Annotated in this window: 22 protein-coding genes and 1 other annotated feature; of the genes, 11 read left to right on the top strand and 11 right to left on the bottom strand. The window is 31.6% G+C overall.

Annotated elements, in window-relative coordinates:
* Positions 1-211: 211 nt before the first annotated feature.
* From KPL50_RS24515 to KPL50_RS24500, 4 genes are read right to left on the bottom strand one after another with little or no spacing between them, the layout of a single operon-like run.
* The gene (locus KPL50_RS24515; protein WP_216301122.1) at positions 212-1,342 is read right to left on the bottom strand and encodes an ABC transporter permease; all 1,131 of its coding nucleotides are present in this window, start codon (positions 1,340-1,342) and stop codon (positions 212-214) included.
* 6 nt (positions 1,343-1,348) lie between these two features.
* On the bottom strand, positions 1,349-2,131 hold the full coding sequence (locus tag KPL50_RS24510; RefSeq protein ID WP_216301121.1) for an ABC transporter ATP-binding protein: 783 nt from the start codon (positions 2,129-2,131) through the stop codon (positions 1,349-1,351).
* 1 nt (position 2,132) lies between these two features.
* Complete coding sequence (locus KPL50_RS24505; RefSeq protein ID WP_216301120.1) at positions 2,133-2,885, bottom strand: HlyD family secretion protein; 753 nt, start codon at positions 2,883-2,885, stop codon at positions 2,133-2,135.
* A 29-nt stretch (positions 2,886-2,914) separates the two neighbouring features.
* Positions 2,915-3,529 carry a TetR/AcrR family transcriptional regulator gene (locus tag KPL50_RS24500; RefSeq protein ID WP_216301119.1) on the bottom strand — a complete coding sequence of 205 codons (615 nt, stop codon included), beginning with the start codon at positions 3,527-3,529 and terminating at the stop codon, positions 2,915-2,917.
* A 284-nt stretch (positions 3,530-3,813) separates the two neighbouring features.
* On the opposite strand from KPL50_RS24500, the gene KPL50_RS24495 reads away from it, so the two are divergent.
* The gene (locus KPL50_RS24495) at positions 3,814-6,345 is read left to right on the top strand and encodes a cation-translocating P-type ATPase (protein WP_216301118.1); all 2,532 of its coding nucleotides are present in this window, start codon (positions 3,814-3,816) and stop codon (positions 6,343-6,345) included.
* A 114-nt stretch (positions 6,346-6,459) separates the two neighbouring features.
* On the opposite strand, the gene KPL50_RS24490 is transcribed toward KPL50_RS24495, so the two are convergent.
* On the bottom strand, positions 6,460-6,624 hold the full coding sequence (locus tag KPL50_RS24490; RefSeq protein ID WP_125002068.1) for a zinc-ribbon domain-containing protein: 165 nt from the start codon (positions 6,622-6,624) through the stop codon (positions 6,460-6,462).
* 373 nt (positions 6,625-6,997) lie between these two features.
* On the opposite strand from KPL50_RS24490, the gene KPL50_RS24485 reads away from it, so the two are divergent.
* The 8 genes from KPL50_RS24485 to KPL50_RS24450 all read left to right on the top strand — a co-directional run bounded on the left by KPL50_RS24485 (position 6,998) and on the right by KPL50_RS24450 (position 15,908).
* Positions 6,998-8,491: a spore germination protein gene (locus KPL50_RS24485; RefSeq protein WP_216301117.1), complete on the top strand. Its 1,494-nt coding sequence runs from the start codon at positions 6,998-7,000 to the stop codon at positions 8,489-8,491.
* Positions 8,492-8,527: 36 nt separating this feature from the next.
* Positions 8,528-9,649: a Ger(x)C family spore germination protein gene (locus KPL50_RS24480; RefSeq protein WP_216301116.1), complete on the top strand. Its 1,122-nt coding sequence runs from the start codon at positions 8,528-8,530 to the stop codon at positions 9,647-9,649.
* 75 nt (positions 9,650-9,724) lie between these two features.
* Positions 9,725-10,843, top strand: a complete 1,119-nt coding sequence (locus KPL50_RS24475; protein WP_216301115.1) for an endospore germination permease — start codon at positions 9,725-9,727, stop codon at positions 10,841-10,843.
* A 49-nt stretch (positions 10,844-10,892) separates the two neighbouring features.
* The gene (locus KPL50_RS24470) at positions 10,893-11,108 is read left to right on the top strand and encodes a hypothetical protein (RefSeq protein WP_216301114.1); all 216 of its coding nucleotides are present in this window, start codon (positions 10,893-10,895) and stop codon (positions 11,106-11,108) included.
* A gap of 235 nt (positions 11,109-11,343) precedes the next feature.
* Complete coding sequence (locus KPL50_RS24465) at positions 11,344-11,628, top strand: helix-turn-helix transcriptional regulator (protein WP_216301123.1); 285 nt, start codon at positions 11,344-11,346, stop codon at positions 11,626-11,628.
* Positions 11,629-11,664: 36 nt separating this feature from the next.
* Entirely contained in the window at positions 11,665-14,139 is a 2,475-nt protein-coding gene (locus KPL50_RS24460) for a CoA-disulfide reductase (RefSeq protein WP_216301113.1), read from the top strand.
* Between the two features lie 206 nt (positions 14,140-14,345).
* Positions 14,346-14,741: a large-conductance mechanosensitive channel protein MscL gene (gene mscL, locus KPL50_RS24455; RefSeq protein WP_216301112.1), complete on the top strand. Its 396-nt coding sequence runs from the start codon at positions 14,346-14,348 to the stop codon at positions 14,739-14,741.
* 72 nt (positions 14,742-14,813) lie between these two features.
* Positions 14,814-15,908 carry a DUF3810 domain-containing protein gene (locus tag KPL50_RS24450; RefSeq protein ID WP_216301111.1) on the top strand — a complete coding sequence of 365 codons (1,095 nt, stop codon included), beginning with the start codon at positions 14,814-14,816 and terminating at the stop codon, positions 15,906-15,908.
* 98 nt (positions 15,909-16,006) lie between these two features.
* Here the strand turns inward: KPL50_RS24450 and KPL50_RS24445 are convergent, their stop codons facing one another.
* From KPL50_RS24445 to KPL50_RS24435, 3 genes are all read right to left on the bottom strand, one after another.
* Positions 16,007-17,245, bottom strand: coding sequence for a C40 family peptidase (locus KPL50_RS24445; protein ID WP_216301110.1), 1,239 nt, complete (start codon positions 17,243-17,245; stop codon positions 16,007-16,009).
* A gap of 270 nt (positions 17,246-17,515) precedes the next feature.
* On the bottom strand, positions 17,516-19,600 hold the full coding sequence (locus tag KPL50_RS24440) for a methyl-accepting chemotaxis protein (protein ID WP_216301109.1): 2,085 nt from the start codon (positions 19,598-19,600) through the stop codon (positions 17,516-17,518).
* Between the two features lie 206 nt (positions 19,601-19,806).
* Positions 19,807-20,712, bottom strand: coding sequence for a serine/threonine-protein kinase (locus KPL50_RS24435; RefSeq protein WP_216301108.1), 906 nt, complete (start codon positions 20,710-20,712; stop codon positions 19,807-19,809).
* Positions 20,713-21,152: 440 nt separating this feature from the next.
* On the opposite strand from KPL50_RS24435, the gene KPL50_RS24430 reads away from it, so the two are divergent.
* On the top strand, positions 21,153-21,572 hold the full coding sequence (locus KPL50_RS24430) for a hypothetical protein (protein WP_216301107.1): 420 nt from the start codon (positions 21,153-21,155) through the stop codon (positions 21,570-21,572).
* A gap of 132 nt (positions 21,573-21,704) precedes the next feature.
* On the opposite strand, the gene KPL50_RS24425 is transcribed toward KPL50_RS24430, so the two are convergent.
* The 3 genes from KPL50_RS24425 to KPL50_RS24415 form a co-directional block, all read right to left on the bottom strand.
* Complete coding sequence (locus KPL50_RS24425) at positions 21,705-22,403, bottom strand: peptidylprolyl isomerase (protein WP_216301106.1); 699 nt, start codon at positions 22,401-22,403, stop codon at positions 21,705-21,707.
* A gap of 66 nt (positions 22,404-22,469) precedes the next feature.
* On the bottom strand, positions 22,470-23,300 hold the full coding sequence (locus KPL50_RS24420; RefSeq protein WP_216301105.1) for a type I phosphomannose isomerase catalytic subunit: 831 nt from the start codon (positions 23,298-23,300) through the stop codon (positions 22,470-22,472).
* A gap of 19 nt (positions 23,301-23,319) precedes the next feature.
* On the bottom strand, positions 23,320-23,814 hold the full coding sequence (locus tag KPL50_RS24415) for a hypothetical protein (protein WP_216301104.1): 495 nt from the start codon (positions 23,812-23,814) through the stop codon (positions 23,320-23,322).
* A gap of 252 nt (positions 23,815-24,066) precedes the next feature.
* Here KPL50_RS24415 and KPL50_RS24410 point away from each other — a divergent pair, with 252 nt between their 5' ends.
* Complete coding sequence (locus KPL50_RS24410; protein ID WP_216301103.1) at positions 24,067-24,210, top strand: hypothetical protein; 144 nt, start codon at positions 24,067-24,069, stop codon at positions 24,208-24,210.
* Between the two features lie 59 nt (positions 24,211-24,269).
* Positions 24,270-24,499: a binding site (T-box leader), on the top strand.
* Positions 24,500-24,819 lie beyond the last annotated feature (320 nt).

Raw genomic sequence — 24,819 nt, 5'->3', positions numbered from 1 at the left:
TAATTATAAAAATATAAAGCATGAGATATCCAAAAATATGGATATCTCATGCTTTTTTTGTTCAAATTAGGAACCCAGTTGAAAAAACAACCATTTTTTCAGTGGCCTCCTCTAAGAGTTAACACTTTTTATTTGCAATTGTATTTATAACTCAGTTGTCTACCGCTAAAAAAATATCAATTATACACCTAATACTAAATTCGACCACCTCTTAATCTAATGTTTTTCTAAATTGAACTATACTTAATGTTAATAAAATTACTCCTATAGAAAATAGAATAAACACATCCTTATAGAGCACTTCCATACCTACTCCCTTGAGTACAATTCCTCTTAAAATATTTAAAAAATAAGTAAGTGGTATAATACTACCTAAAAACTGAATAATTTTTGGCATGGATTCTCTCGGAAAAATAAAACCTGATAAAAGAATACTTGGAAGTAGCACTAGGAAACTAAGTTGCATTGCTTGAAGTTGTGTTTTTGCGGCAGTAGATATTAAAATCCCTATTGCTAGTGCACAAATAACAAATCCTAAGCCTAAAAATAATAACAGAGGCAAACTCCCCATAATTGGAACAGAGAACCATCCTACCCCTAAGGACAGTGCAAAAATAAAGTCTAAATATCCAATGACAACATATGGTACAAGTTTTCCGAGTATTAATTCTGGAGCTGTCACTGGCGAAACCATTAACTGCTCTATAGTTCCTCTCTCCCTCTCTCTAACTAAGGCAAAAGCAGTTAATAATATAGTTATATTCTGCATTATTAGTCCTACAAGGCCTGGAATTACGAAGTTTTGATTTCGCAAACTAGGATTATAGAGTACTCTAGTATTAACCTCTACTCCTCCTATAGATGATTTATTTGGATACTTCTCCATGGACTTACTCCAAAATTTAACACCATATCGTTCTCCTGTTAAAACCCCACTGCTAAAAACTGTTCTAGCTGTAGTTGGATCTGAACCATCAATCAGAAATTGTACTGCGGGCTTTTCACCTTTTAGTATTTTACTGCTATAATCTGGAGGAATTATTATTGCTGCATGAACCAGGCCACTATCTATGGCACTTTGAACACTTTCTATGTTATTTTCTTCACTAGTTATATTAAAATATCCTGTGCTTTCAAAGCTCTTTATAAATTCTCTACTCTCTTTAGTATGGTTTTGATCTATTACTGCTGTAGATATATTATCTAGTTCTGTTGTGACAGCATATCCAAAAAGCACCATCATCATAATAGGCATCATAATTGCTATTCCAAAACTAGCCTTATCTCTTTTAATTTGAATAAATTCCTTTTTAATTATTGAAATAAATCGCTGCATATTCATACTCCATCACTCCTCTCCCAGAGCAAATTTAATATCTTCAAAAGAGCTTTCAATTTTCTCATTGCTCTCTTTTTCAACATATTTTATAAAAACATCTTCTAAATTATTTACCCCTTCTTTTTCAATTAGCTCCTTTGGAGTTCCACTGGCAATAATTTTACCGTTAAAAATAAAGCTTACCATATCACAACTAGCTGCCTCATCCATATAGTGTGTTGTAACCAGAACAGTTATTCCACGGTTTGCAAGGGAATAAATTATTTGCCAAAACACCCTTCTTGAAACCGGATCCACCCCGGCTGTAGGCTCATCTAAGACTAATAGCTTTGGTTTATGGATTAGTGCACACCCTAAAGCCAGACGCTGTTTCCATCCACCTGATAGATTTTTAGTCATAGTTTTTTCCCGCCCTACAAGGCCTGCCATTTTTATTATTCCACTCTTTCTCTCCTCTCTTTCTTTTTTACTTAGACCATATATTCCTGCGTAAAAATCCAGATTTTCATTTACAGTTAATTCTTCATATAAGCTGAATTTTTGAGACATATAACCAATATTTTGTTTTATTTTTTCTCCCTCTTTAAATACATCATAGCCCAGAACCTTAGCACTGCCGGAACTAGGGGTTAGAACCCCACAGAGCATTCTAATAGTAGTGGATTTTCCCGAACCATTTGGTCCTAAAAACCCAAATATTTTCCCCTTTGGTACCTCAAAGTTAATGTCATTAACTGCAGCAAAGTCCCCGAATTTTTTTGTAAGATTATTTACCTCTATTGCCATATCCATATTATTCACCAGCTTTCAGCATTACGTCTACCATCATTCCTGGCACAATCTTTTCATTCTTTAATATTGAAAGCTTAACTTGAAACACAGTCTTTTCTTTTCCTGCTTTCGTTTCAGTGTTTTTAGGCGTAAACTCTGATATCGGTGAAATAAATGTTATCTTTCCACTGCCTATTTCCTTCTCATTAAAATAAATACCTAAGACCTCTCCTAATTTAATTTCATGCCTTTTCGACTCTTCAACATATATTTGAGCAAATTTTTCACTATTATTTATTACCTTGGCAATATTCATTCCTGGTGCAACCATTTCGCCTTTGTTTACAAAAACCTCTGTAACTATACCGTTAAATTCACTCACTATATTAGTTTTATCTAATTGTAGCTGAGCGAGGTTCACAGCATTTTGTGATGCTTCAATTCCATTATCAGCTTGCTTTATCATATTATCTGTAGCTGTGCTCGGCAAGGAGTCTTTTTTAAGCACTGCAGAATTTAAAGCTATAGTTGCTTGCTTCTTTTGAAGCTCATATAGTTTTGTATTAAGCTGCGCTGTCTTTTCGCCCCTCTTTACCTCTTGTCCTTGCACTAAACTTATGGAACTAATCACACCACCCATCTCTGTAGAAATATTATAGCTATCACTCTCAACAGTTGCAGTATACCTGTTATCCTCACCTGATTTAGATGTACTACATCCCGTGAACATAAAAACTAGTAATAAACCCATAAATGTCAAACTTATCTTTTTCATTATACTTCTCCTTTTGAATTCGATTTTTATTATTGAACTTTATTTGCCGAAAGTCCATTTAAGAATAATTCAATTATTTCATCTACTTCTTGCTCACTTCCAATTTGTTTGTTTTCACCCATAATTTTCTTTTGAATAATATATGCCATAAAAGTACCGAGTAGTGCTCTGCTTACTACTATTGAATCAAAGTTTTTAAAGCGACCTTTTGCAATGCCACCTTCAATAAATTCCCTTAATATATCCTTAACTTTAAATACTACATTCACAAAAAAGCTTTCTCTAATATCCTCATGAAACTGAATTTCAGTAATAATAACTTGTATAATATCCCAGTATCTATTGAACACATCTAGTCTGTCCATGAGTAGCATTTTTAATATATCTGCATCATCTTTGATCGTATTTTCTTTTAAAATTTTCCCCACTGGATTTGCTATGAGTTCCTCACTCATAACTTCAATAAGTTTACTCATAACTTTAATTAAAAGATGTTTTTTTGTTTTATAGTAGCGAAATACGGTGCCCTCTGCTACCCCTGCATCTTTTGCAATTTCACTAGTTGTTGTCGCACTAAATCCTTTTTTTGAAAACAGCGCTATTGCGGATTCTAATATCTTTTTTTCTTTGTTTTCTTTAGCCATTTATCTTCTTCCTTTCACCTATAATATATAATGAGTGATTACTCACTTTATTGTATTTCTTTAAACATGTTTTGTAAAGTATTTTTCTATCTTCCATTTATTTAATAATTATTATCATATATTAATGCATATTATTTACAATTAATTCCCATTAATATCTATAATTATTTCTCAATTGATAATACTTATTTTTACAATTATTTTTTAGAATTGCATAACATTTCTACCTTTGTAGCATATGATAATTAATGTAATAATTATTAATTGATAACGAGGTGTAATAAATGGAAAATAAATCATTAGTGGGTTTGAATAATGAAGAAGTAAAAGCACTTAGAGAGAAATATGGTTTTAATGAGCTTATAAAAATTAAAAAATCTAATCCTATACTAAAATTTTTAAGCGTATTCAAAGAGCCTATGTTTTTATTATTAGCAGGCGCAGCAACCTTATATTTTATATTAGGTGAACCTCGAGAAGGTAGTATAATGCTTATTTTTGTTGTTTTTGTTGCTACTATAACTTTCGTTCAGGAATGGAAAACTGAAAAAACTATGGATGCACTAAAAGATTTGACTGCGCCTCATGTTACTGCAATGAGGAATTGTAAAAAACAAATAATCAAAAGCCGCGAACTTGTACCTTCTGATATAATTTTTTTATCCGAGGGAAATCGTATTCCTGCAGATTGTGAAGTTATTGAGGAATCAAATTTCTCAGTGGATGAATCTTCCCTTACTGGTGAGAGTGAGCCTGTATATAAGGTAGGAGTGGGAACTGTAGACTCCTCAAAAGACTATTGGAAACAGGATTGTCTATATGCAGGTACTCTTTCAAATTTCGGAAAATGTACCGCTAGAGTAAAGACAATAGGCTTTGAAACTGAGTATGGGAAAATAGGGAAAGCAATAAGTGAAACAAAGGAAGAACTTTCTCCTCTTCAAAAAAAGGTATCTCAATTAGTAAAAACTCTAGCTATTGCTGGTTTTATCCTATGTATTATAGTAATAGGTTTTTCCTATATATATACTGGTGAATTTATAAAGAGTATCCTTGCAGGTGTAACCTTGGCTATGGCAATTATCCCAGAGGAATTCCCCGTAGTACTTACAATATTCTTATCACTAGGCGCTTTCAGGCTAGCTAAAAAGAATACCTTAATTCGAAAAATCCCTGCTGTGGAAACTTTAGGTTCTACCACAGTGCTTTGCGTAGATAAAACAGGAACAATTACACAAAACATAATGAGAGCAAAAACTATATATAGCAATGGATTTATAGACCCTGATAAAATGCAGAATAAAGATTTAGCTAAGCTTTTAGTTTTAGCTTGTGAAAAAGATCCCTATGACCCCATGGAAAAAGCTATAGTAGACGCTGGCAAAGATAAAATAGACATAACTGAGCTTTACAAGCTTGAGCAAGCTAAAAAATTTACTTTTGATTCTAAAACTAAAAGAATGGCAAATATTTACAAAGAAAATGCTGCCTACTATATAGCCGCTAAAGGTTCCCCAGAAACTATACTACCCTTATGTAATTTAGCCCAAAATGAAGAAATAAAAATTTTAGATACTATAGATAGTATGGCTAGCAAAGGATTAAGAGTTATTGCACTGGCAGATTTAGTAACTAATACCCTTAATGATAATTTAGATCAATATAGTTTATGCTTTAAGGGGTTAATTGGACTTCAGGACCCACCAAAAAATGGTGTACAGAATGCTATAGCAGTATGTAAAAAAGCTGGCATACGCGTAATGATGATAACAGGAGATTATTCTAAAACAGCTATGGCCATAGGAAATGAAATAGGTCTTAATTTTAACAATTGTGCTATTACTGGAGATGAAATTGATACTATGACTGAGGATGAACTTAAAAACGCCGTTAGCCATTGTGATATTTTCTCAAGAGTAATTCCAGAGCATAAAATGAAGATAGTTAAGGCCCTTAAAAATAATGGCGAAATTGTTGCAATGACTGGAGATGGAGTAAATGATGCTCCAGCACTAAAAAATGCTAATATAGGTATTGCGATGGGAAAAAGAGGAACAGAGGTTGCAAAAGAAGCTGCGGATATGATTCTAATGGACGATAATTTTACAACTATAGTTCACTCCATAGAAGATGGAAGAAGGGTTTTTGATAACATTCGTAAAGCTATGGTATATATAATGATAATTCATATTCCTATTATGGCCCTCGCATTATTTTCACCTATTTTTAACTTACCACAAATATTACTACCAGTTCATATTGTTCTTTTGGAGCTGATTTTGGATCCAACCTGCTCTATAGTTTTTGAAGGTGAACCAGCAGAAGATTATATAATGGAGCAGCCCCCACGGTCGCCAAACGAACCATTACTTACAATAGGCTTAACAAGAAAAGTTTTATTACAAGGTGCAACAATGTTTTTAGCAGCATTTTTGCCTTTTCACTATATGGTGGATTCAGGTTTAAGCGCAGACTTCGCAAGAACTTTTTCACTAATAGTCTTGATAGTTGGAAACGTAGTTCTAGTCCTAGTTAATAGATCTAACACTAAGCATCTAATTAGCATATTTAAGGAAAAAGGTAGTAAAGCTAGATTTTACATTAATAGTTTAGCCTTAGTAATGTTATTCTCAATCGTGTACATTCCAGCTGCCCACCCTATTTTTAAAACTGTAGCTTTAGACTTTAAAATCACTATACTTGCCTGCATCCTTGGTGCTGCATCCACTGGTTGGTGGGAAATTGTTAAATTTTTTAATAATTCAGAAGATAATAAGATAAGAAAAAATCCTACTATCCAGATAGTTAAAGATTAAAAAAACAGGGATAATATTCTTTCCAATATTATCCCTGTTTTTTAAACTTCATGGTTTCCTATAAAAAAATAAACCCTATAGGATTAATCCTATAGGGTTATAATAATCTTTTTACTATCTTCTGAATCCTCTGTCGTTTTGTTGTTTTCTTGCTCTTCTGCAATCAACACATCTTTGAGGTTCATTATCGAATCCTTTTTCTTTGTAAAATTCTTGCTCGCCTTCAGTGAATACGAAGTCTTTAGAACAGTCTTTACATACTAAAGTTTTATCTGCCATTTTAAACATTCCTCCTTTTTCCAAATATTAAGATCTAACAACCGATTAACAATTATATTCTAAAAAGAGGATATGTTGTTATCTAGTTAATCTCAGCACCAACTGCTAATAAACAGTTAATATGAGCTTATATTACCATAAATAAATGAAAAATGCAATACATTTTTCATTTATTTTAACAATATTTCTCAATTTTTTATTTAAAATAAAACTAAAAACAAAGGGACAGTTAACAACTAATTGTACTTTATAGCAATTAATTGTTAATCGTCCCCAATTTTTTCTCATAAAGATCTATGCGAATAAAGTATTTACAAATTGGATAAAATATCTCAACGTGGTTAATTATTATGATATAAAGGAAGCTTAATTTATGAATACAAATGACTTTTCAAATATAAAACTAGTAAGCTCATTAGATGAAAATATTAATATAATAAAAAATATTTTTACTAATGATACAACAGTCGTATATAGATCGTTATCAGTTGGTAAACCTAATGTAACTACGTGTATGCTGATTTACATTGACGGAATGGCAAATACCCAATTGATTAATGAGAATATTATAAAACCAATTTTATTAAGTCATATATCCGATATTAATCATAGTGAAATTATGGATGTTTTAATGCAAGAAGTACTTTTAACCGGAAACAATAAAAAATCTGACGTTGTTGATGATATTATAGGAGGAATTATATACGGAAAAACTATGCTTTTCATAGATGGTTTTGCTAATGTAATTATTATAGATACCGTCGGTTGGGAAACACGGGATATCTCAGAACCTCAAGCAGAAACTATAGTTAGGGGTCCTCGCGAAGGATTTACCGAATCAATGAGCCTAAACCTTACACTTATTAGGCGCCGTGTTATCAACCCTAACTTAAAATTCATATTTATGAAAATGGGGAAACAAACTAAAACTCAAATTTGTGTGTGTTATATTGATGGCATAGCAAAGGAAGCTATACTTGAGGAATTAATGAAAAGACTAGATGATATTGATATTGACGGTATTTTAGATTCTGGTTACATTGAAGAACTTATTAAAGATGCTCCCTATTCTCCTTTTAGAACCATAATTAATACAGAAAGACCTGATGTTGTAGCAGCAAAGCTTCTCGAAGGAAGGTTTGCAGTAATGTGCGATGGAAGTCCTATTGTTTTAACTCTTCCGACTATCTTTGTTGAGGTTTTTCAAAGTAATGAAGACTATTATGACAATTTTTTATATTCCTCTTTTGTCAGATTGCTTAGGTGGTTATGTTTTTTTATTAGTACTAGCACCTCAGCCATATATGTGGCCCTTGTTACCTTCCATCAAGAACTTATTCCAACTCCCTTTCTTTTAAGTATATATTCTGCGAGAAAAGGAACACCTTTCCCTTCAATTGTAGAAGCCATGGCTATGATGATTATATTTGAGATACTTAAGGAAGCAGGTCTTAGAATGCCTAAACAAGTTGGTACCGCAATTAGTATCGTAGGTGCCTTAGTGCTTGGCGATGCTGCCGTTAGCGCAAGACTAATCAGCGCCCCTATAGTAATAATTACTGCATTAACAGGAATTGCAAGCATTATGCTGCCTCAAGTTTTAGGACTAATAGAGATACGAATAATTTTTTTGTTGTTATCTTCCTTCCTAGGCTTGTATGGTTATATTTTTGGCGTAATGGGTTTAGTTCTCCATATGATGTCAATACGCTCCTTTGGTATACCCTATATGCTTAACGTCCCTTCTTTTTCCACTCAGGATATAAAAGATACTGCAATTAGAGCCCCCTGGTGGGATATGTATTTAAGACCGAAGATGTTTCAAAAAAATAAAAAACGCATGAAAAAAGGGCGAAAGAAGGTTTAAAATGAAAAAAAAAAATTAGTAATTGTACTTTTTATAATGGCTATATGTCCCATTATGTTATGTGGGTGCTGGAATTATGTAGAAATAAATAATTTAGCAATAGTAGCTGGTATGGCAATAGATAAAGATTTAATAACAAATAAATATATTGTTACAACAGAAATTATATCCACACAAACTCAAGGGGTATCCTCGATCATTAGTTCTGAGCTTCACAGCTCCGAAGGCGACAGTATATTTAACGCAGTGAGTGATACCATAGAAAAAACCGGATTAAAACTTTTTTGGAGTGATGCAAAGGTATTAATAATAAGTGATTCTCTAGCAAAAGAAGGTGTAATCCCCGTAGTTGATTGGGTTAATAGATCATCAGACGTTAGATCAGATATGTGGATATTAATAGCAAAGGGTAATAGTGCTGCTGAAATTTTAAGATGTAAGGTTAAGCTTAACGAAGTAACTTCCTTTCATCTTGAGGAGACCATGAAGTCAGGAAAAACACTATCTAAATTTACTGATTCTAGGTTATGGTCATTTGTAGATGGGATATCTCAAAAAGGAAAGTCTGAAACAATAGCTATAGTTAAAAATGAATTAAATAACGGAACTCTATCCCCTCGTCTAGAAGGCTCTGCTATTTTTAAATCAGATAAACTTATAGGATATCTAAATGGGAACGAAACCCTATATATGCTTATGATTAAAAACAAATTAAAAAAAGGAATAATTGTTATAAAGAACGTTTCTGGTTCTGACACTGATGTAACCTTAGGAATACATGAAAATAAGACTAAATTAACTCCCCTTTATAACAATGGAATAGTATCACTTATAATAGATATATACCCGGTTGTAACTATAGATGAAATTGGAGGAACTAAGAATTTCATGGAAGAGGACCCCTTAAAAATACTTCAGGAGGAAGCAGAAAATAAAATCAAGACCCAGATACAGTCTTTAATTAGTAAATTACAGAAGGATTATGAAAGCGATATTTTAGGTTTTGAAGAAATTTTTGATAAAGAAAAATCAAAAGCAAGTGAAATTTTCAAAAAAAGCGGAAAAGATATTTTTGCTAACGTAAAAACTGAAGTTAACATACATCTTCAAATAAATGGTAGTGGTATGACGAACACCCCTATTATATTAGAAAATTAATCAAAGCAATTGTGGTAAAACAATAAGCTTGTTATTTACTGTTCATTATAACAGGAAATAGTGTGGGAGGCATAAATGAAAAATGAAGTTATTTCTGAAAGACAAGCCGTAATACTTATAATACTCTTCATAATTGGAAGTACTTTTTTAGCAGGAGCTGGCGGACATGCGAAACAAGATGCCTGGATTGCAATAATTATTGCTATGACCTGGTCCATTATATTATTACTTATCTTTTCTAGAATTTTATCCTTATTCCCTGGAAAGGATTTATTTGATATACTTCAAATCCTTATGGGAAAGTTTCTATGTAAATTAATAAGTATACTAATGATATGGTTTGCATTTCATGATGGAGCGTTAATTCTTAGAACCTTATCAGACTTTACTAGTACCTTAGTATTCGATGAAACACCGGTGGCAGTACCTATAATTTTTTTTACTATACTACTTATCTGGTGTTCAAAAGAAGGTATTGAAGTGTTAGGAAGATGGTCTGAATTCTTCATTTGGGTTGTAATTCTAATATTTTTAACTATCTCTATACTAGCAATTCCACAAATGGATATAAGCAGATTAAAACCAATACTAAACAATGGTGTCACACCAATTTTAAAAGGTGCCTTCTCAAGTTTTTCTTATCCCTTGGGTGAAACCGTGATTTTTACAATGGTATTTTCAAATATATCCAAAGTTAAAAATTATAAAAGAACATTTATAATAGGATTACTCATAGGTGGAGGGCTTATAGTTTTATCAACGCTAAGAAACATTTTAATATTAGGTAGTAACTCCATATCTAGAGTATATTTCCCTACTACCCTGGCAATAAGCCTTATTCACCTAGGTGAATTGCTTGAAAGACTTGAAATGTTAGTAGTTATTATTTTTTTAGTATGTATCTTCGTTAAAGTATCAATATGTATTATTGCAGTTTGCAATGGTATTTCGAAGGTCTTTGGCTTTGATGATTACAAGTTTATTACAACACCTGTAACTCTTTTAATGTTAAGCTTCTCCTTTTTCGCTTACAAAAGTATCATGGAAATGTCATTCTGGACTTCTAATATATGGCCATATTATTCCTTTGTTTTTGAAGTTATAATACCATTAATTATTTTTGTTGTGGCGGAGATTAGAAGTAAAATTTTATCATCAACAAGCGTAACTACTGGAAATAAAGGGTTATGGTAGAACAAATGAGCCTATTACCATCGAAAAATAATAAAAGGAGAATCAAGAAATGTTTTTACTTGTAATAATTTCATATATCATAGTTATGCTTTTTGAAACTATCCCACTTTTAAAAGAAAAAAATAGTGGTAAAATATTTTTTTATTTTTCTCTTATTATGTTTTCAATGATAATTAGCGTTCTTCTAACCTTAGGAGTACAGTTGCCAAGCCCCTCAAATGGAATAAAATACATTGTAGAAGGAATATTCGGTAAAAATAATTAGTTTTTTTTATTATGATTGGTTATATCATAATATGACATGTAGAAATATTTAATAAATTTTGATATTTCTATTGCTTTTTGTTCTATATATGTTATTATATTGTTATATCGTAATATTATAATATAGCAATGCATGATTCTTTTAAAACATTTATCTCTCACTAGAGGATTGTCCTCCTATAGATATAATATAACTTGATAATGATCATATGAAAATTAAGGAAAGAGGAAGAGCTATGGATACAGATTATACGAAATATAGTGAAATTGCGGATATTCTAAAAGTATTGGCACACCCTATTAGGTTATTCATTGTAAAAAGTATATTAGATCAAGGTCAATGTAATGTAGGTCATATGCAGACTTGCCTCGCAGTTCCTCAATCTACTGTATCTCAGCATCTACAGAAGTTAAGATATGCTGGTGTAATTGAGGGTAATAGGCAGGGCCTTGAGGTTAACTATAAAATTAGAGATGAAAGAATAATAAAGTTAATAAATTCAATTTTAATATTGAGTTAATAAATAGATTAAAAAATACAAGGGGGAATAATTGTAATGAAAAAAGTATTAATAGTAGGTGGAGTAGCTGGTGGAGCTTCAACAGCGTCCAGACTTAGACGACTAGATGAAACTGCAGAAATAATTATGTTTGAAAGAGATGCATATATTTCTTTTGCAAATTGTGGACTACCTTATTATATTGGTGAGGTAATAAAAGACAGAGATAAACTTTTAGTGCAAACTCCTGAGAGTATGAAGGCAAGATTTAATATAGATGTTAGAAACAATAGTGATGTAGTGGGATTTGATACAGTAAAAAAGACTGTAACTGTTAATAGTAAGGCTGGAGGCACTTATGAAGAACGCTATGATTATTTAGTGTTATCACCAGGAGCAAAAGCTATTAAACCTAATATAGAAGGTATTAATAGTAAAAGAATATTCACTTTAAGAAATATCCCAGATACAGATAACATTAAAGCATATGTGGATAAAAAGGGAATTAATACTGCTGTAGTTATTGGTGGAGGCTATGTTGGCGTAGAAATGGCTGAAAACTTAAAAGAAAGAGGACTTAGTGTTACTATAGTAGAAGCAGCTCCTCACATAATGGCTCCTTTTGATACAGATATGGTAATAACCGTTGAAAAGGAAATTTCTGATAACGGTGTAGATATAATTTTAAACGATGGAGTAAAAGCTTTTAAAGATAATGAAGACAGTGTTGAAATAACTTTAAATAGTGGTAAAAAATTAAGTGCTGATGTTGTTATATTGGCTATAGGTGTAATTCCTGATACTGCTTTTGCAAAAGAAGCTGGTATTAAAACAGGTGCTAGGGGTCATATCTTAGTAAATGATAAAATGGAAACTAGTGCAGAAGGTATATTTGCAGTAGGCGATGCTATTGAGGTTGTAGATTTTGTAAACAAAACAAATACCGCAATACCACTAGCAGGTCCTGCAAATAAACAAGGTAGAATAGCAGCTGATAATATTGCAGGTCTTGCCACTACTTATAAGGGAACCCAAGGAACTTCAATTATTAAGGTATTTGGCTTAACAGCTGCAAGTACAGGTAATAATGAAAGAACACTAACACGCCTTAACATTCCTCATAAAGTTATATTTGTTCACCCTGTAAGTCACGCATCTTACTACCCTGGCGCTCTTCCTATGACATTAAAGCTTATTTTTAATAAGGTCGGTAAGATACTTGGAGCTCAATGTGTGGGTTATGATGGAGTAGACAAGAGAATAGATGTGCTTGCTACAGTTATACGCCTCGGAGGAACAGTAACTGATCTAACACAGCTCGAACTTTCCTATGCACCACCTTTCTCCTCTGCTAAGGATCCAATAAATATGGCAGGCTTTGTAGCTGAAAATGTAATAGCTGGAAGAATGGATGTATTAACAACAGATGAGTTTATGGCCTATGATAAAGAAAATGCTATAGTACTGGATGTTCGTACCGAAATGGAGTTTACTAATGGACATATTGATGGTGCTATAAATATTCCTGTAGATAGTTTAAGAGAAAGAATTGGTGAACTTGATAAAAATAAGGAAATTCTTGAATACTGTCAAGTAGGTCTAAGGGGATACGTTGCTGCAAGAATTTTGCAGCAAAAGGGATTTAAGGTTAAAAACTTAACTGGAGGATATAAATCAGTTTCTATTTCAAATTTTAATCCAAAAAAAGTTAAAGTGAATGATGGACCAAAAAGTCAGATTTTAGACCCTGATACTCAAGTTATTAAAAAATTAGAAGATAATGACACTTTTAATTATGATAAAACTCTAGATGCTTGTGGTTTATGTTGTCCAGGTCCATTAATTCAAGTTAAAGCTAGTATTGACGACTTAAATGATGGTCAAATATTAAAAGTAACAGCTTCTGACCCTGGCTTTTATGAAGATATTAAATCTTGGTGTACTAAAACAAGTAATGAATTGTTAGATTTAAGAAAAGAAAAGGGTATGGTGTATGCCTTTATAAAAAAAAACAATAATTTTAGCAAAGTAAATAAATCTTTTCCATCAGAGACAGTGGAAAAAAACAATAAAACCATGGTAGTTTTTAGTGGTGATTTAGACAAAGCCATTGCAGCCTTTATTATTGCAAATGGAGCAGTTGCAATGGGTAGTAAAGTTACCATATTATTTACCTTCTGGGGCCTTAACATCATAAGGAAACCGGAGAAAGTATCTGTAAAAAAAGGAATAGTGGATTCCATGTTTGGATTTATGATGCCAAGAGGAAGTAAAAAGCTTAAACTTTCCCAAATGAATATGATGGGAATTGGCGCTAAAATGATTCGTTCCGTAATGAAAAACAAGAATATAAGTTCTCTTGAGGACTTAATAAAATTAGCAATAGATAACGGCGTGGAAGTAGTTGCCTGCTCAATGTCCATGGATGTTATGGGAATTACAAAAGAGGAACTTATTGATGGTGTAAAAATTGGTGGAGTTGGTTATTACTTAGGTGAAGCTGAAAACTCAAATGTAAATCTATTTATTTAGTGCCATCCACGTGGCAAGTGGCAAGTTCAAAAAATATATGCGGTCGCAAGTAATAAGGTAGTTGCGACCGCATATTATTGTAATCCTTTAATTCATACCGCAAAATATAAAATATAATTCTATAAACCTATATTGTTCACAGAAAATACCTTTGATAATTTATCTATAAATTGGTAGAATAGAATTTGAAGAGGAGTGTTATATATATGTTGAAAGAATTTAAACAATTTGCTCTTAAAGGAAATGTTTTGGATTTAGCAATAGCTGTTGTTATAGGTGGTGCATTTTCTAAAATAGTTGCTTCTTTAGTAAAAGACCTTATAATGCCTATAATTGGTTTATTACTAGGCGGAATTAATTTTGCTAGTTTAAAATACGATGTGCCTTCAGTAATAGCTGGTGGAGAAGCGGTATCAATTAACTATGGATTATTTATTCAAGCTATCATTGATTTTTTAATAATCGCATTTTCACTTTTTATATTTATAAAAGTTATAACCTCTGTTAAAAAGAAAAAAGCTGCAGAAGTTATTGTTATTAAGCCCTCAAATGAAGAAGTGTTATTATCTGAAATTAGAGACTTACTAAAAGAAAAAAACTAATTTAAAAAAGCTCCAAGTAAAATTTTTCCTTGGAGCTTTTAATATACTTAATTATATAGTGGAGGTGTTTTATTGAAGAAATCCTTATTTAATAAGCGATCATTTTTAATCTTACTTTTACCCTTAGGTATTTTGCTTACTCAAACATCTAGGATGTTTACAAGCTTTATAGAAAGCTTCTATTCTTCATTTTTTTATAAAATAATTGCTAATATTTTAAGTTGGTTTACAGGAATTTTGCCCTTTTCTCTTGCCGAACTTGTTATTGTGTCTTTTTCAGCCTTCATTTTAGTATATATTTCTAAAACAATTTTGAACTTATTGAAAGGCAAAAATAAAAGATTGGAAATTTCAAAGAACTTTATTTTAAATATACTGGCAGTAGCAGGACTAATATATTTTTCATTTCAACTATTGTGGGGATTTAATTATCAAAGACTTACACTAGATAAGGTATTTCAATTAAATGTACGTAAATCATCCTCAAAAGAACTTGCTGAACTTTGTGAAACCCTAATAAATAATTCAAATACTCTTAGAACAAAAATAAAGGAAAATCAGTACGGTGTAATGGAAGTTCCATATAACAAAAATTATATTCTAAAAACTGCTCAATTAGGATATGATAGCGCATCTCTAAAATATCCTAAATTAAAAGGTAACTACGGAACACCTAAGGCCATATTACTGTCGATTCCAATGTGCTATACAGGAATTACAGGTTTTTATTTCCCTTTTACCAATGAAGCAAACATTAATATGGCAGAACCTGAATCCTTTTTGCCTTTTACAACCACTCATGAAATGGCTCATCAAAGAGGATTTGCTAAGGAAGACGAAGCAAATTATATTGCATATATAGCTTGTATAAATCATCCAGATATAAACTTTCAATATTCTGGAGCGCTTTCAGCCTTATCTTATTCATTTAATGCATTACAAAAAAGTGATCCTGAAAAATATAGTGAATTGATTTTGACCTGTAGCAGGGGCATACTTAATGACTTGAAGTACAATCAAGATTTTTGGAATAAGTATTCTGGTCCTGTAGAAAAGATAAATGATAAAATTAACGACACTTATCTTAAATCTCAAAACCAAGAATCTGGAACAAAAAGTTACGGTGCAATGGTGGATTTACTTCTTGCTGAGTACAGAAAAAAATAATTCTTTAAATATACAAAAGGGCGATATAAGAATATTCCTGTTAGGAATTCTACTTATATTGCCCTTTTATGTAAGCTATTTTATGCGTTTTACAATTATTATCTAACTCTTCTTGCAGATAAATAATCACTTCTTGTTAATGCTGATATTTTAACTACATCACCCGTACTTGGGGCATGTATATATGAGTTATTTCCCACATAAATACCAACATGGTGAGGAGTGCCTGACCCAAAGAACACTAAATCGCCTGGTTCTAAATTTCCTCGCGACACATATTCTCCGTAGGTTATTTGATCATAGGTAGACCTACCAGTGCTAACTCCAAAATGAGCATATACATATTGAACAAAACCTGAACAATCAAAGGTATTTGGACCTGTTGCTGCCCACTGATAAGGTGTTCCCAAGAATTTTTGAGCATATGCTATTACTTCATTTGAACTAACTGATGAAGGTTTTGGGGATTCACTGACATCTTGTACTACTTCTTTTCTTGGTTCATCCTTTGGCTGAGTCTTTGTTTCATTTTCTACTACATCGCTAACTATGCCTCTTGATGGAGTAATTTCACGATCTTTCTTAGTAGCCATTGCTATCTCATATTTACGTGCTTGATTTGATGCTTCTTTTATTTGATTAGCAGTACTACCCATTAATGCCTGAGTTTCTGCTATTTCATTCTTATTTAATTCCTGCTGTTTTTCAGCTTCTACTATTAGTTTGCTTTGTTCTTGTTTTTTTATACTAAGCTTGTCCAATTTGCTTTCATTATCAGCTTGTAATGCTAATATTTTTACTTTATTTTCATTAAGGGATTTTTTCCTTTGCTCAATATCTTGCTTTTTCACATTCAGTTCACTAATAAGTTTGTTATCATATTCTACAATCTTTTTAACATTCTCGGCTCTCGATATAAAGTCTTCAAATCCCTCAGAATCCAGTAAGATCTCTAAGTATGTATCTGCACCATTCATGAACATTGCTCTCATTCTTTCATTAAATAACTCTTCCTCGCCTTTTATGTTGCTTTCCGCAATTACAATATCTTTTGTTGTTTGCTCTATTTTATTTTCAGTAACATTTATTTCACCTTTTGCTTTATCAATTCCTGTGTATATACTCTCAATATCAAAGTCTAACATCTCAATTGATATCTGTAATTTTTCAAAATCCTTCTCTAGCTTAGTATTTGAAGCTTGTTGCTCTAGAAGTTGCTTTTTCTGATTATTTAGTTGTTCACTTAGTGGTGCTGCTGAAATCGGCATGCTTATTGACATAGCTAGTCCACTAGCTATAAGTAAAGACAACATTCTTCTCACCATTCTTCTTCTCATCGTGATCCCCCCATATTAAAAGTTATAAAATATTTATGACTTCTATTTTCCAAATTAACAACATTATAGCACTATATTAGGACAACTCCTAATACTTATTCTTTATAATTCACATTAATATCACAGAAACCGCATACATTGTACTAATAGTTTAATTTAATTTAAGGATCAAGTATATATATGAATAAAGCCGTCGATAAATTAACCCTATAGGCTTAAATCCTATAGGGTTAATTTGACTTATTTCCATTTCAAGGTACATTCATAATACTATAATGTAAAACTACTCATTAAGCTTTGTAATTCCACAGCCATTTGCGTTAAATTTTCAGCAGCATTAGCCACTTCTTTCATTAGAGCTGTCTGCTCCTCGGATGCTGCTACTACATTTTCAGCATTTCCTGAAGACTCATTAGAAATCTTAGCCACATTTTCAATGCCCCCTAGCATATTATGTGTCCCTGCACCTATTTCTTCTGTCACTGCTGACACATCCTGCATTTGGGAAGATATATGATTTATATCCTCTAATATCTCAGCAAAAGATTTGCCTGCCTGATTTACCATACTTATACCATCTTTAACTGCAATTGTACCATTATCCATGGCCTTAACAGCATTGACTATTTCCTTTTGGATCTCATTTATTAAACTTGATATATTCCCAGCTGCTGATGCAGATTGTTCTGCCAATTTTCTAACCTCATCAGCTACCACTGCAAAACCCCGTCCCTGCTCACCAGCTCTTGCTGCTTCAATAGCTGCATTTAGTGCTAATAAATTTGTCTGGCCAGCAATAGAGGTTATTAATGATACTATACTTCCTATTTCCTTTGATTTATCGCCAAGTATAGACACCGCATGTGAAGAAGTAGCTACTTTATCACTAATATTATTCATTTGTTCTATAGCAGAATATACTACATCATTACCTTTTTCTGCTCTCTTAATTGCTTCTAAAGAAGTATTTGCTACTGCTTGCACATTGTTTGATATCTGTTCCATACCTTTAAATACTTCTTCTGCGATCTTTGTTGTATCATTAGCTATATCAACTTGCTCTCCACTACCAATTGCTACCTGTTGAATAGCTAGAGAAACTTGTTCTGCAGATTGTTGTGTTTGGTCAGAACTTGCTGTAAGTTCCTCTGACGTTGCTACTACTTGTTCTAGACTTTCCGTAACTTTTTTAACTAATCCTCTTAAGTTATTAGTCATTCTGTTTAAATTGTTTCCCATTGATCCTAGCTCATTCTTACTTCTAACATTTATTATCTGGGTCAAATCCCCTTCTGCAATTGAATGTGAAAGGTCATTTACTTCTTTAATATTCTTAGTGATATATCTACTGAACATACTAACTGCCAATGTTACCATTACACAAACAATTAGACTTAGTATAATTATACTAAGCAATAGCTTATTAATTGGAGCATAAAGTTCCTTTTCTGGAATTGATAGCACTACATTCCAGCCCAGTTCTGGTATCTGTTTATAATATGCAAGATTTTTGCCATTCTCATCTTCAAAATAAGATATTCCCTCTTTATTTTTTAAAATATCTTTTCCTAGCTTTGCTATGCTTGTATTTTTATCTTCTGTAGCCTTAATTTTCATAGCTAATTCTTCAGAAACACCTGCCAAATATGTACCGTCTTTTCCGAGTAAGATTGCTTTTCCTGTTTGTCCTACTTTAATATTTTTGATATTTTCTTGTATAGTTTTTAAATTCATGTCCGCAGTTACTACACCTAAAAAATTTTTATTCTCATCATATATTGGTGCAGTAGTTGTTAACATAGTCACTTTTAAAGTATCATCATAGTAAGGTTCCTGCCAAGCAACCTTTTTATCAATATTTTTACCTATAGTATACCAAGATTGTGTAGGATAACTATATTCTTCAGTAGAATAATCATCAGTAACCTTCGAAACTCCGGCTTCTTTGTATGCATAAGGTCCAAAGAATTTTATGTCTTTCTTATATTTATATGGTTCAAACCAAACTCCCACTCCTAAAGTATCTTCATTGGTAGAAATTACTTCTTCTTGAGCTTTTGTAATTGCTTCCTTGGTTAATACCAATCTACTAGCTCCAGTAAATTTCCCTAAATCAACTGCTATTTGAGCATGTTTTTGCATATTCCTATCGATTAGATTAATAGTTTCTTGTAACTGATGTTTCATACTATTTTCAATTTCTGTAGTTATAAGTTTCTTAGATGTATAGTTAGTGAATATTCCCATTACCGCTAAGGATATTAAAACTATTGGTAAAATGGAAATAAGTATTACTGCCTTAATGCTTTTAACCTTTGTAAAATTCATATTATTTTTCATTGTAAATTTGGGCATGTCTTCACTCCTTGCATTATTCTATATTATGTCACTATTTATATTTTCGGTTAAAGTAATCTTATCTTTATATTAATTTCAGAAAAACTTTAACTAGTTTCAATTTATTTCATAAATTTAGTTTTAGTTTAATTAATTTAACTTGATCATAAATACTTAATAATGATGTAAGGCATATAAAATAAAGACACTTGCTAAAATTGCAATTACAAATAATAAAAATGCACTAATAGCTTTTTTAAGTTTACCCATATCTGTAATTTTTTTTTTTCTTTTTTAATAAAGACTTTGGTGTCACTATTATGATTACTAAAAAGTGCTTTTTTTTCATATTTATCTACTTTTAATACATCTAAAATTTCTTTTTTTAATATTTCTGCTGAAATATATCTATCCACAATATCTATCTTAACGCATCTCTGTATTATTCTTCTTAAATTATAATCAATATTCGCTTCATAATTTTCATCTAAAAGAGGTTCTATGCCTGTAGTTGGAATCTTACCTTTAACCATAAAGTATATTAACATTCCAATGCCATATATGTCTGTTCCAGCACAACATTTTCCTACGCCATATTGCTCCGGAGCCGCAAATCCATTAGAACCTGCGCTCACTGTATCTTGATCTGTATCACTCTTATAAACCTTTGAAATACCAAAATCAATTAACACAATTTTCCCATTAGGCGTTATCATTATATTAGATGGTTTCATATCTCTATATATAATAGCTGGTTTTTGATTGTGCAAATAGCCTAAAATGTCACACAAATCCGATGTAACCCTGCATATATCTTCTGTATTCATCTTACCATTTACTTTAACATACTCTTTTAGTGTTTGCCCCTCTACATAGTCTTGAACCATGTAAAGATTATTATTCTCATAAAATATATCTACTATTCTACGAATACCAACATGGTTTAGATTTTTCAAAATATTAGCTTCTGTCAAAATACCCGTATTTTTTATATCTTGTACTACTTCCTTTATAGCCCACAGGTTTCCAAGTCTTTTATTTTTACATAAATAAACGGTACCCATACCACCCTTTCCCAAAGTTTTAATTACCTCATATTTCCCATCTAATATATCTCCACTATTTAGCATAATTCACTAATTCACCTCTTATATAAATGTTTCATAACTTGTCTATTTAATACTATACGAATAACCACCCAATTTTAAGGGGGGCGAATTTTTATTATAGTCATATCTTGTCCAACATAAGTATATATATATAATTATAGATATATTTTTTTTCATGTGTAAGCATTTAAAAATAAAAAATACATTTGCTATTATTGGTTTATCACGAATAATAATATCTCACCAAATGAGACGCAAATGCACTTTAATTATATCAAACTTTCATTTGACTTACTAGCTATTTATAGCAACTCACTTGCTTCATTACTTAATTTAATTTAGTTTTTAAGTACCCTTTTAAATATACTGAATATAATACTACTGTAAACTAAATTGAGGATATCATAACTATCAACACCATTAACCCGTAATTTAATATAATTTTTTAAGGAGGATATTTTATGTTTATAGTACCACCTAACAACTTTAATGGAACACCACAGTGGAATCCTTATCCTATGTTTTCAGAGCCTCCAATGATACCTTTGCCTAATTTTGATATGATGGACGATACAAGGCAAAAACCTTTATTGGAAGCTCCTCCCAATAGGCAAAACCCTGAACTTCCACCTACCTCCCCCATAGTAAATAATCCACTATATAATCAAGGCTGGCTAACAAGACAAATAGGTAAATATATAAAAATAGAATTTTTAATAGGAACTAGTATGTTAATTGATAGAGAGGGTATTTTGAAAGAAGTTGGAATTAGTTTTATTGTTATTCAAGAAAGTGGTACAAATGATATGCTAATGTGTGATATATATTCCATAAAATTTGTTAGAGTTTTTGATCCTCAGCCTGTAAAATGTATACCATAACGTAGAAAAACAGTCAAAGTCCTTATTTTTTAAGAAAAATAAAATCTCAAAAACATATAAATTTAATTACGATCCACAAAAAACTCTTATGCTGAAAACATAAGAGTTTTTATTATGAGCATTGCTTATACTTTATTTCACCTTTTCCACTTCGCCGTATTTTACTCCAAAGGTGTCTACAGTAACCTTTTTCATTTTTTGTTCTTTTATAGGTTTGGTACCATCAGTCTCTACAGCAACTATTTTATCGGCTGATTCCATACCTTCTGTAACCTTACCAAAAGAAGCATACTTACCATCTAAACTAGCAGAATTATTAGCAGAATCAGCAACCACTATAAAAAATTGTGACCCAGCTGAATTCGGTTCACCAGTTCTAGCCATGGAAATTACTCCTTTTCCATGCTTTAGTTCATTGTTAAAACCATTCTCACTAAACTCCCCAGCTATTGAGTATCCTGGTCCGCCCCCACCTGTTCCCTCGGGATCTCCACCTTGTATCATAAACCCTGGCATTACTCTATGAAAAATCAATCCATCATAATACCCCTTCTGAATTAGTGAAACGAAATTTCTAACGGAATTAGGTGCAATCTCTGGATATAATTCTATCTTTATATATGATCCATCTTCCATTTCTATAGTAACCAAAGGGTTTTTGTCATTTACTCCTTTTTCTGTTTTAACTGCCTTTGGTGCTTCTACCTTTTCCTCTGTTTTGGGAGTGCTATCACCCTTAACTTGTTCCTTATTAGTACATCCTCCTACAACAATCACGAAAATCAATGTAAATAATACCATCACTTTTTTCAAAAACTTCATTTTTTTCATATTAAAAACCACCTTTATATTTTTTAGCTAGGATTAAATTAAGTAAAAATCCTTCCTAGCAATAATTTAAACACTTGATTTTATTAATTCCATATTCCCCTTTAGTGTATACTCTATTCCTTTTGATATATAAATCGTCTCTTCTTCTTTTAACTTCATTTCCACATTATTAGCTGTTATTACACCCTCACCACTTATAACAATATAGCAATGAAAACTTTCTTTAACCCTGTCTACATAATTGTTATGTACAATTATTTTTTCTACTTTAAAATAGGGTGTCTCTAATTTATCAAATTTATCAATTTTTCCACCATGATTTTTACCTTCATAATCTATGACATCTAAGGATTTTTCAATATGCACTTCTCTACCTCGTCCCCAGTCATGAAGTCTATAGGTGATATTACTATTTTGCTGTACTTCAATAAGCTTTACCCCAGCTTCTATTGCATGTACAGTACCAGCTGGTATGTAGATAAAATCTCCTCTTTTGATATTGATTCGCTCTAAGTAATCTTCTAATTTATCTTCTTTTATAATTTCTCTAAGCTTCTCTTTGTTTAAACCCTTTTTTATCCCCGATACTAACGTGGCGCCTTCCTTTGCATCTAATATATACCAACACTCTGTTTTCCCATTTGCATTTTCAAACCTTCTAGCATAATCATCGTCTGGATGTACTTGTACCGATAGTGCATCTTCTGCTTTTATAATTTTTTTTAATATAGGAAAATCATTGCCACACTCTAGAAGCTCAGACAATTCTTGTCCCTTATAAACCCCTTCTTGTATTGTAGATTTTCCGTCTTTATGACATGAAAGCACCCATTTCTCCCATCCCCATATTTTTTCACTTAGGTATGGCTTTAATTTTAAAATTAATTCTTTAGACATTACAACCCCTCCAACAACTTTAATTATTTTTCTCCATAGCTTTTATTATACCTTTGGCTTCTTCACTAGTACTACTTGGACCACAAATGTTAAATTTACCATTATACTTACTATCTACTTTACCAAGTCTAATAATAATTTCGTTGAAATCCTTTGACGTATCAAGTGTTCCCGTCACCTCAAATTGCCCTGTTTTACTATTTTTAGTTTCTATAAATGCATTATATCCCGAACTTTTAAAAATATTATTTTTGGACCATATTCTTTTTAAAATAACCTTCTCTTTAATACCCTCCGCTTCTACACTCCCAGTGAATACATGATTTAAAGATAATTTCTTTTTTAGTTCTCCCACAAGCACAATTTCTGTGGATTTTTCAAATTCACTATTGTCAGCAAATATATAACCGCTATAGTTTCTTTTTATGCTCACAGGTCTAAAATATATAAGGGATATTAAAATTATACCAATAATTCCAATTACCAATGAAGCTTTTAAAGATACTCTATCCATGTTACTCACCTCAAAAATAAATTATTTCTATTAACAATCTTTCTCTCCCTGCTTTCGACTATACACAATATTATAAACTAAATTGTCTTATAGTGCATTAGAAAAAATAAAGTAAGGGGACAGTTAAGAAGTTTCCATTTTAAAAATCGTAAGTTGATTTTAATCAAAAGGGTATTATACTATAAATGCTGGAGAAACTAATATAAATAGTATTGATATATCTTATTAATATTTAGAAAGGTGGCAATATATATGGCACGAAAAGATTCAAAAAACTACAACTATACTACCCAACAGCAAATCATGATTAAGAAAAATGATGATGCTAGATTACCAAAATCACTTGGTAGCCATGAAAAAATCGAGGCAGCTTCAGAAGGGAGTAAAATTGAATAAAGGCACTTGACAATAAAAAAATGTAATGTTATAGTTATATAAAATTTATAGTAATTATTGTAAAAACTATGATGAGAATAGTAAGTTGATGAAATCTTCAAAGTGAGTTAGGGATAGTGCAAACCTAATAAGAATCATTATACTGAAAGACATCTCGGAGTTGTACATTTGAAATCTCACTATTGAGTTATTAGATTGTATCGGTTTCCCCCGTTAAAAGGAATAAAGTGAATCAATTAATTATGATTAACAAGGATGGTACCGTGGGATTTATACTCTCACTCCTATATGGAGTGATGTATAGGAAGTACGAATGTAATGTGAATTGATGTAGACCCGTTATATAGCCATTGTTCGGAAAATAATTTTGAGATTTTAGTATCAAATCATATAAAAACAATATTAATTTTTGACGAATTTTTGACGAATAAACAAGTAGCCCGATGTTAGTAATTAAACTAACGTCGGGCTTTAATATTTTAGATTTAAAAACGTCAAAAACCTTAGATTGTAACGTTTAATAATAATGCTATCTACTACAGAAAATTATAATCCAACATCTGAAAGCTCAACTTTAATATTCTCACTTTTATTTCTTATCTTACTAGT

This window comes from Clostridium sp. CF012, assembly GCF_018861755.1.
In the GTDB taxonomy this organism is placed as follows: domain Bacteria; phylum Bacillota; class Clostridia; order Clostridiales; family Clostridiaceae; genus Clostridium_AD.
Note: the sequence above shows the minus strand (reverse complement) of the source record. Positions and strands in the feature narration are given on the sequence as shown.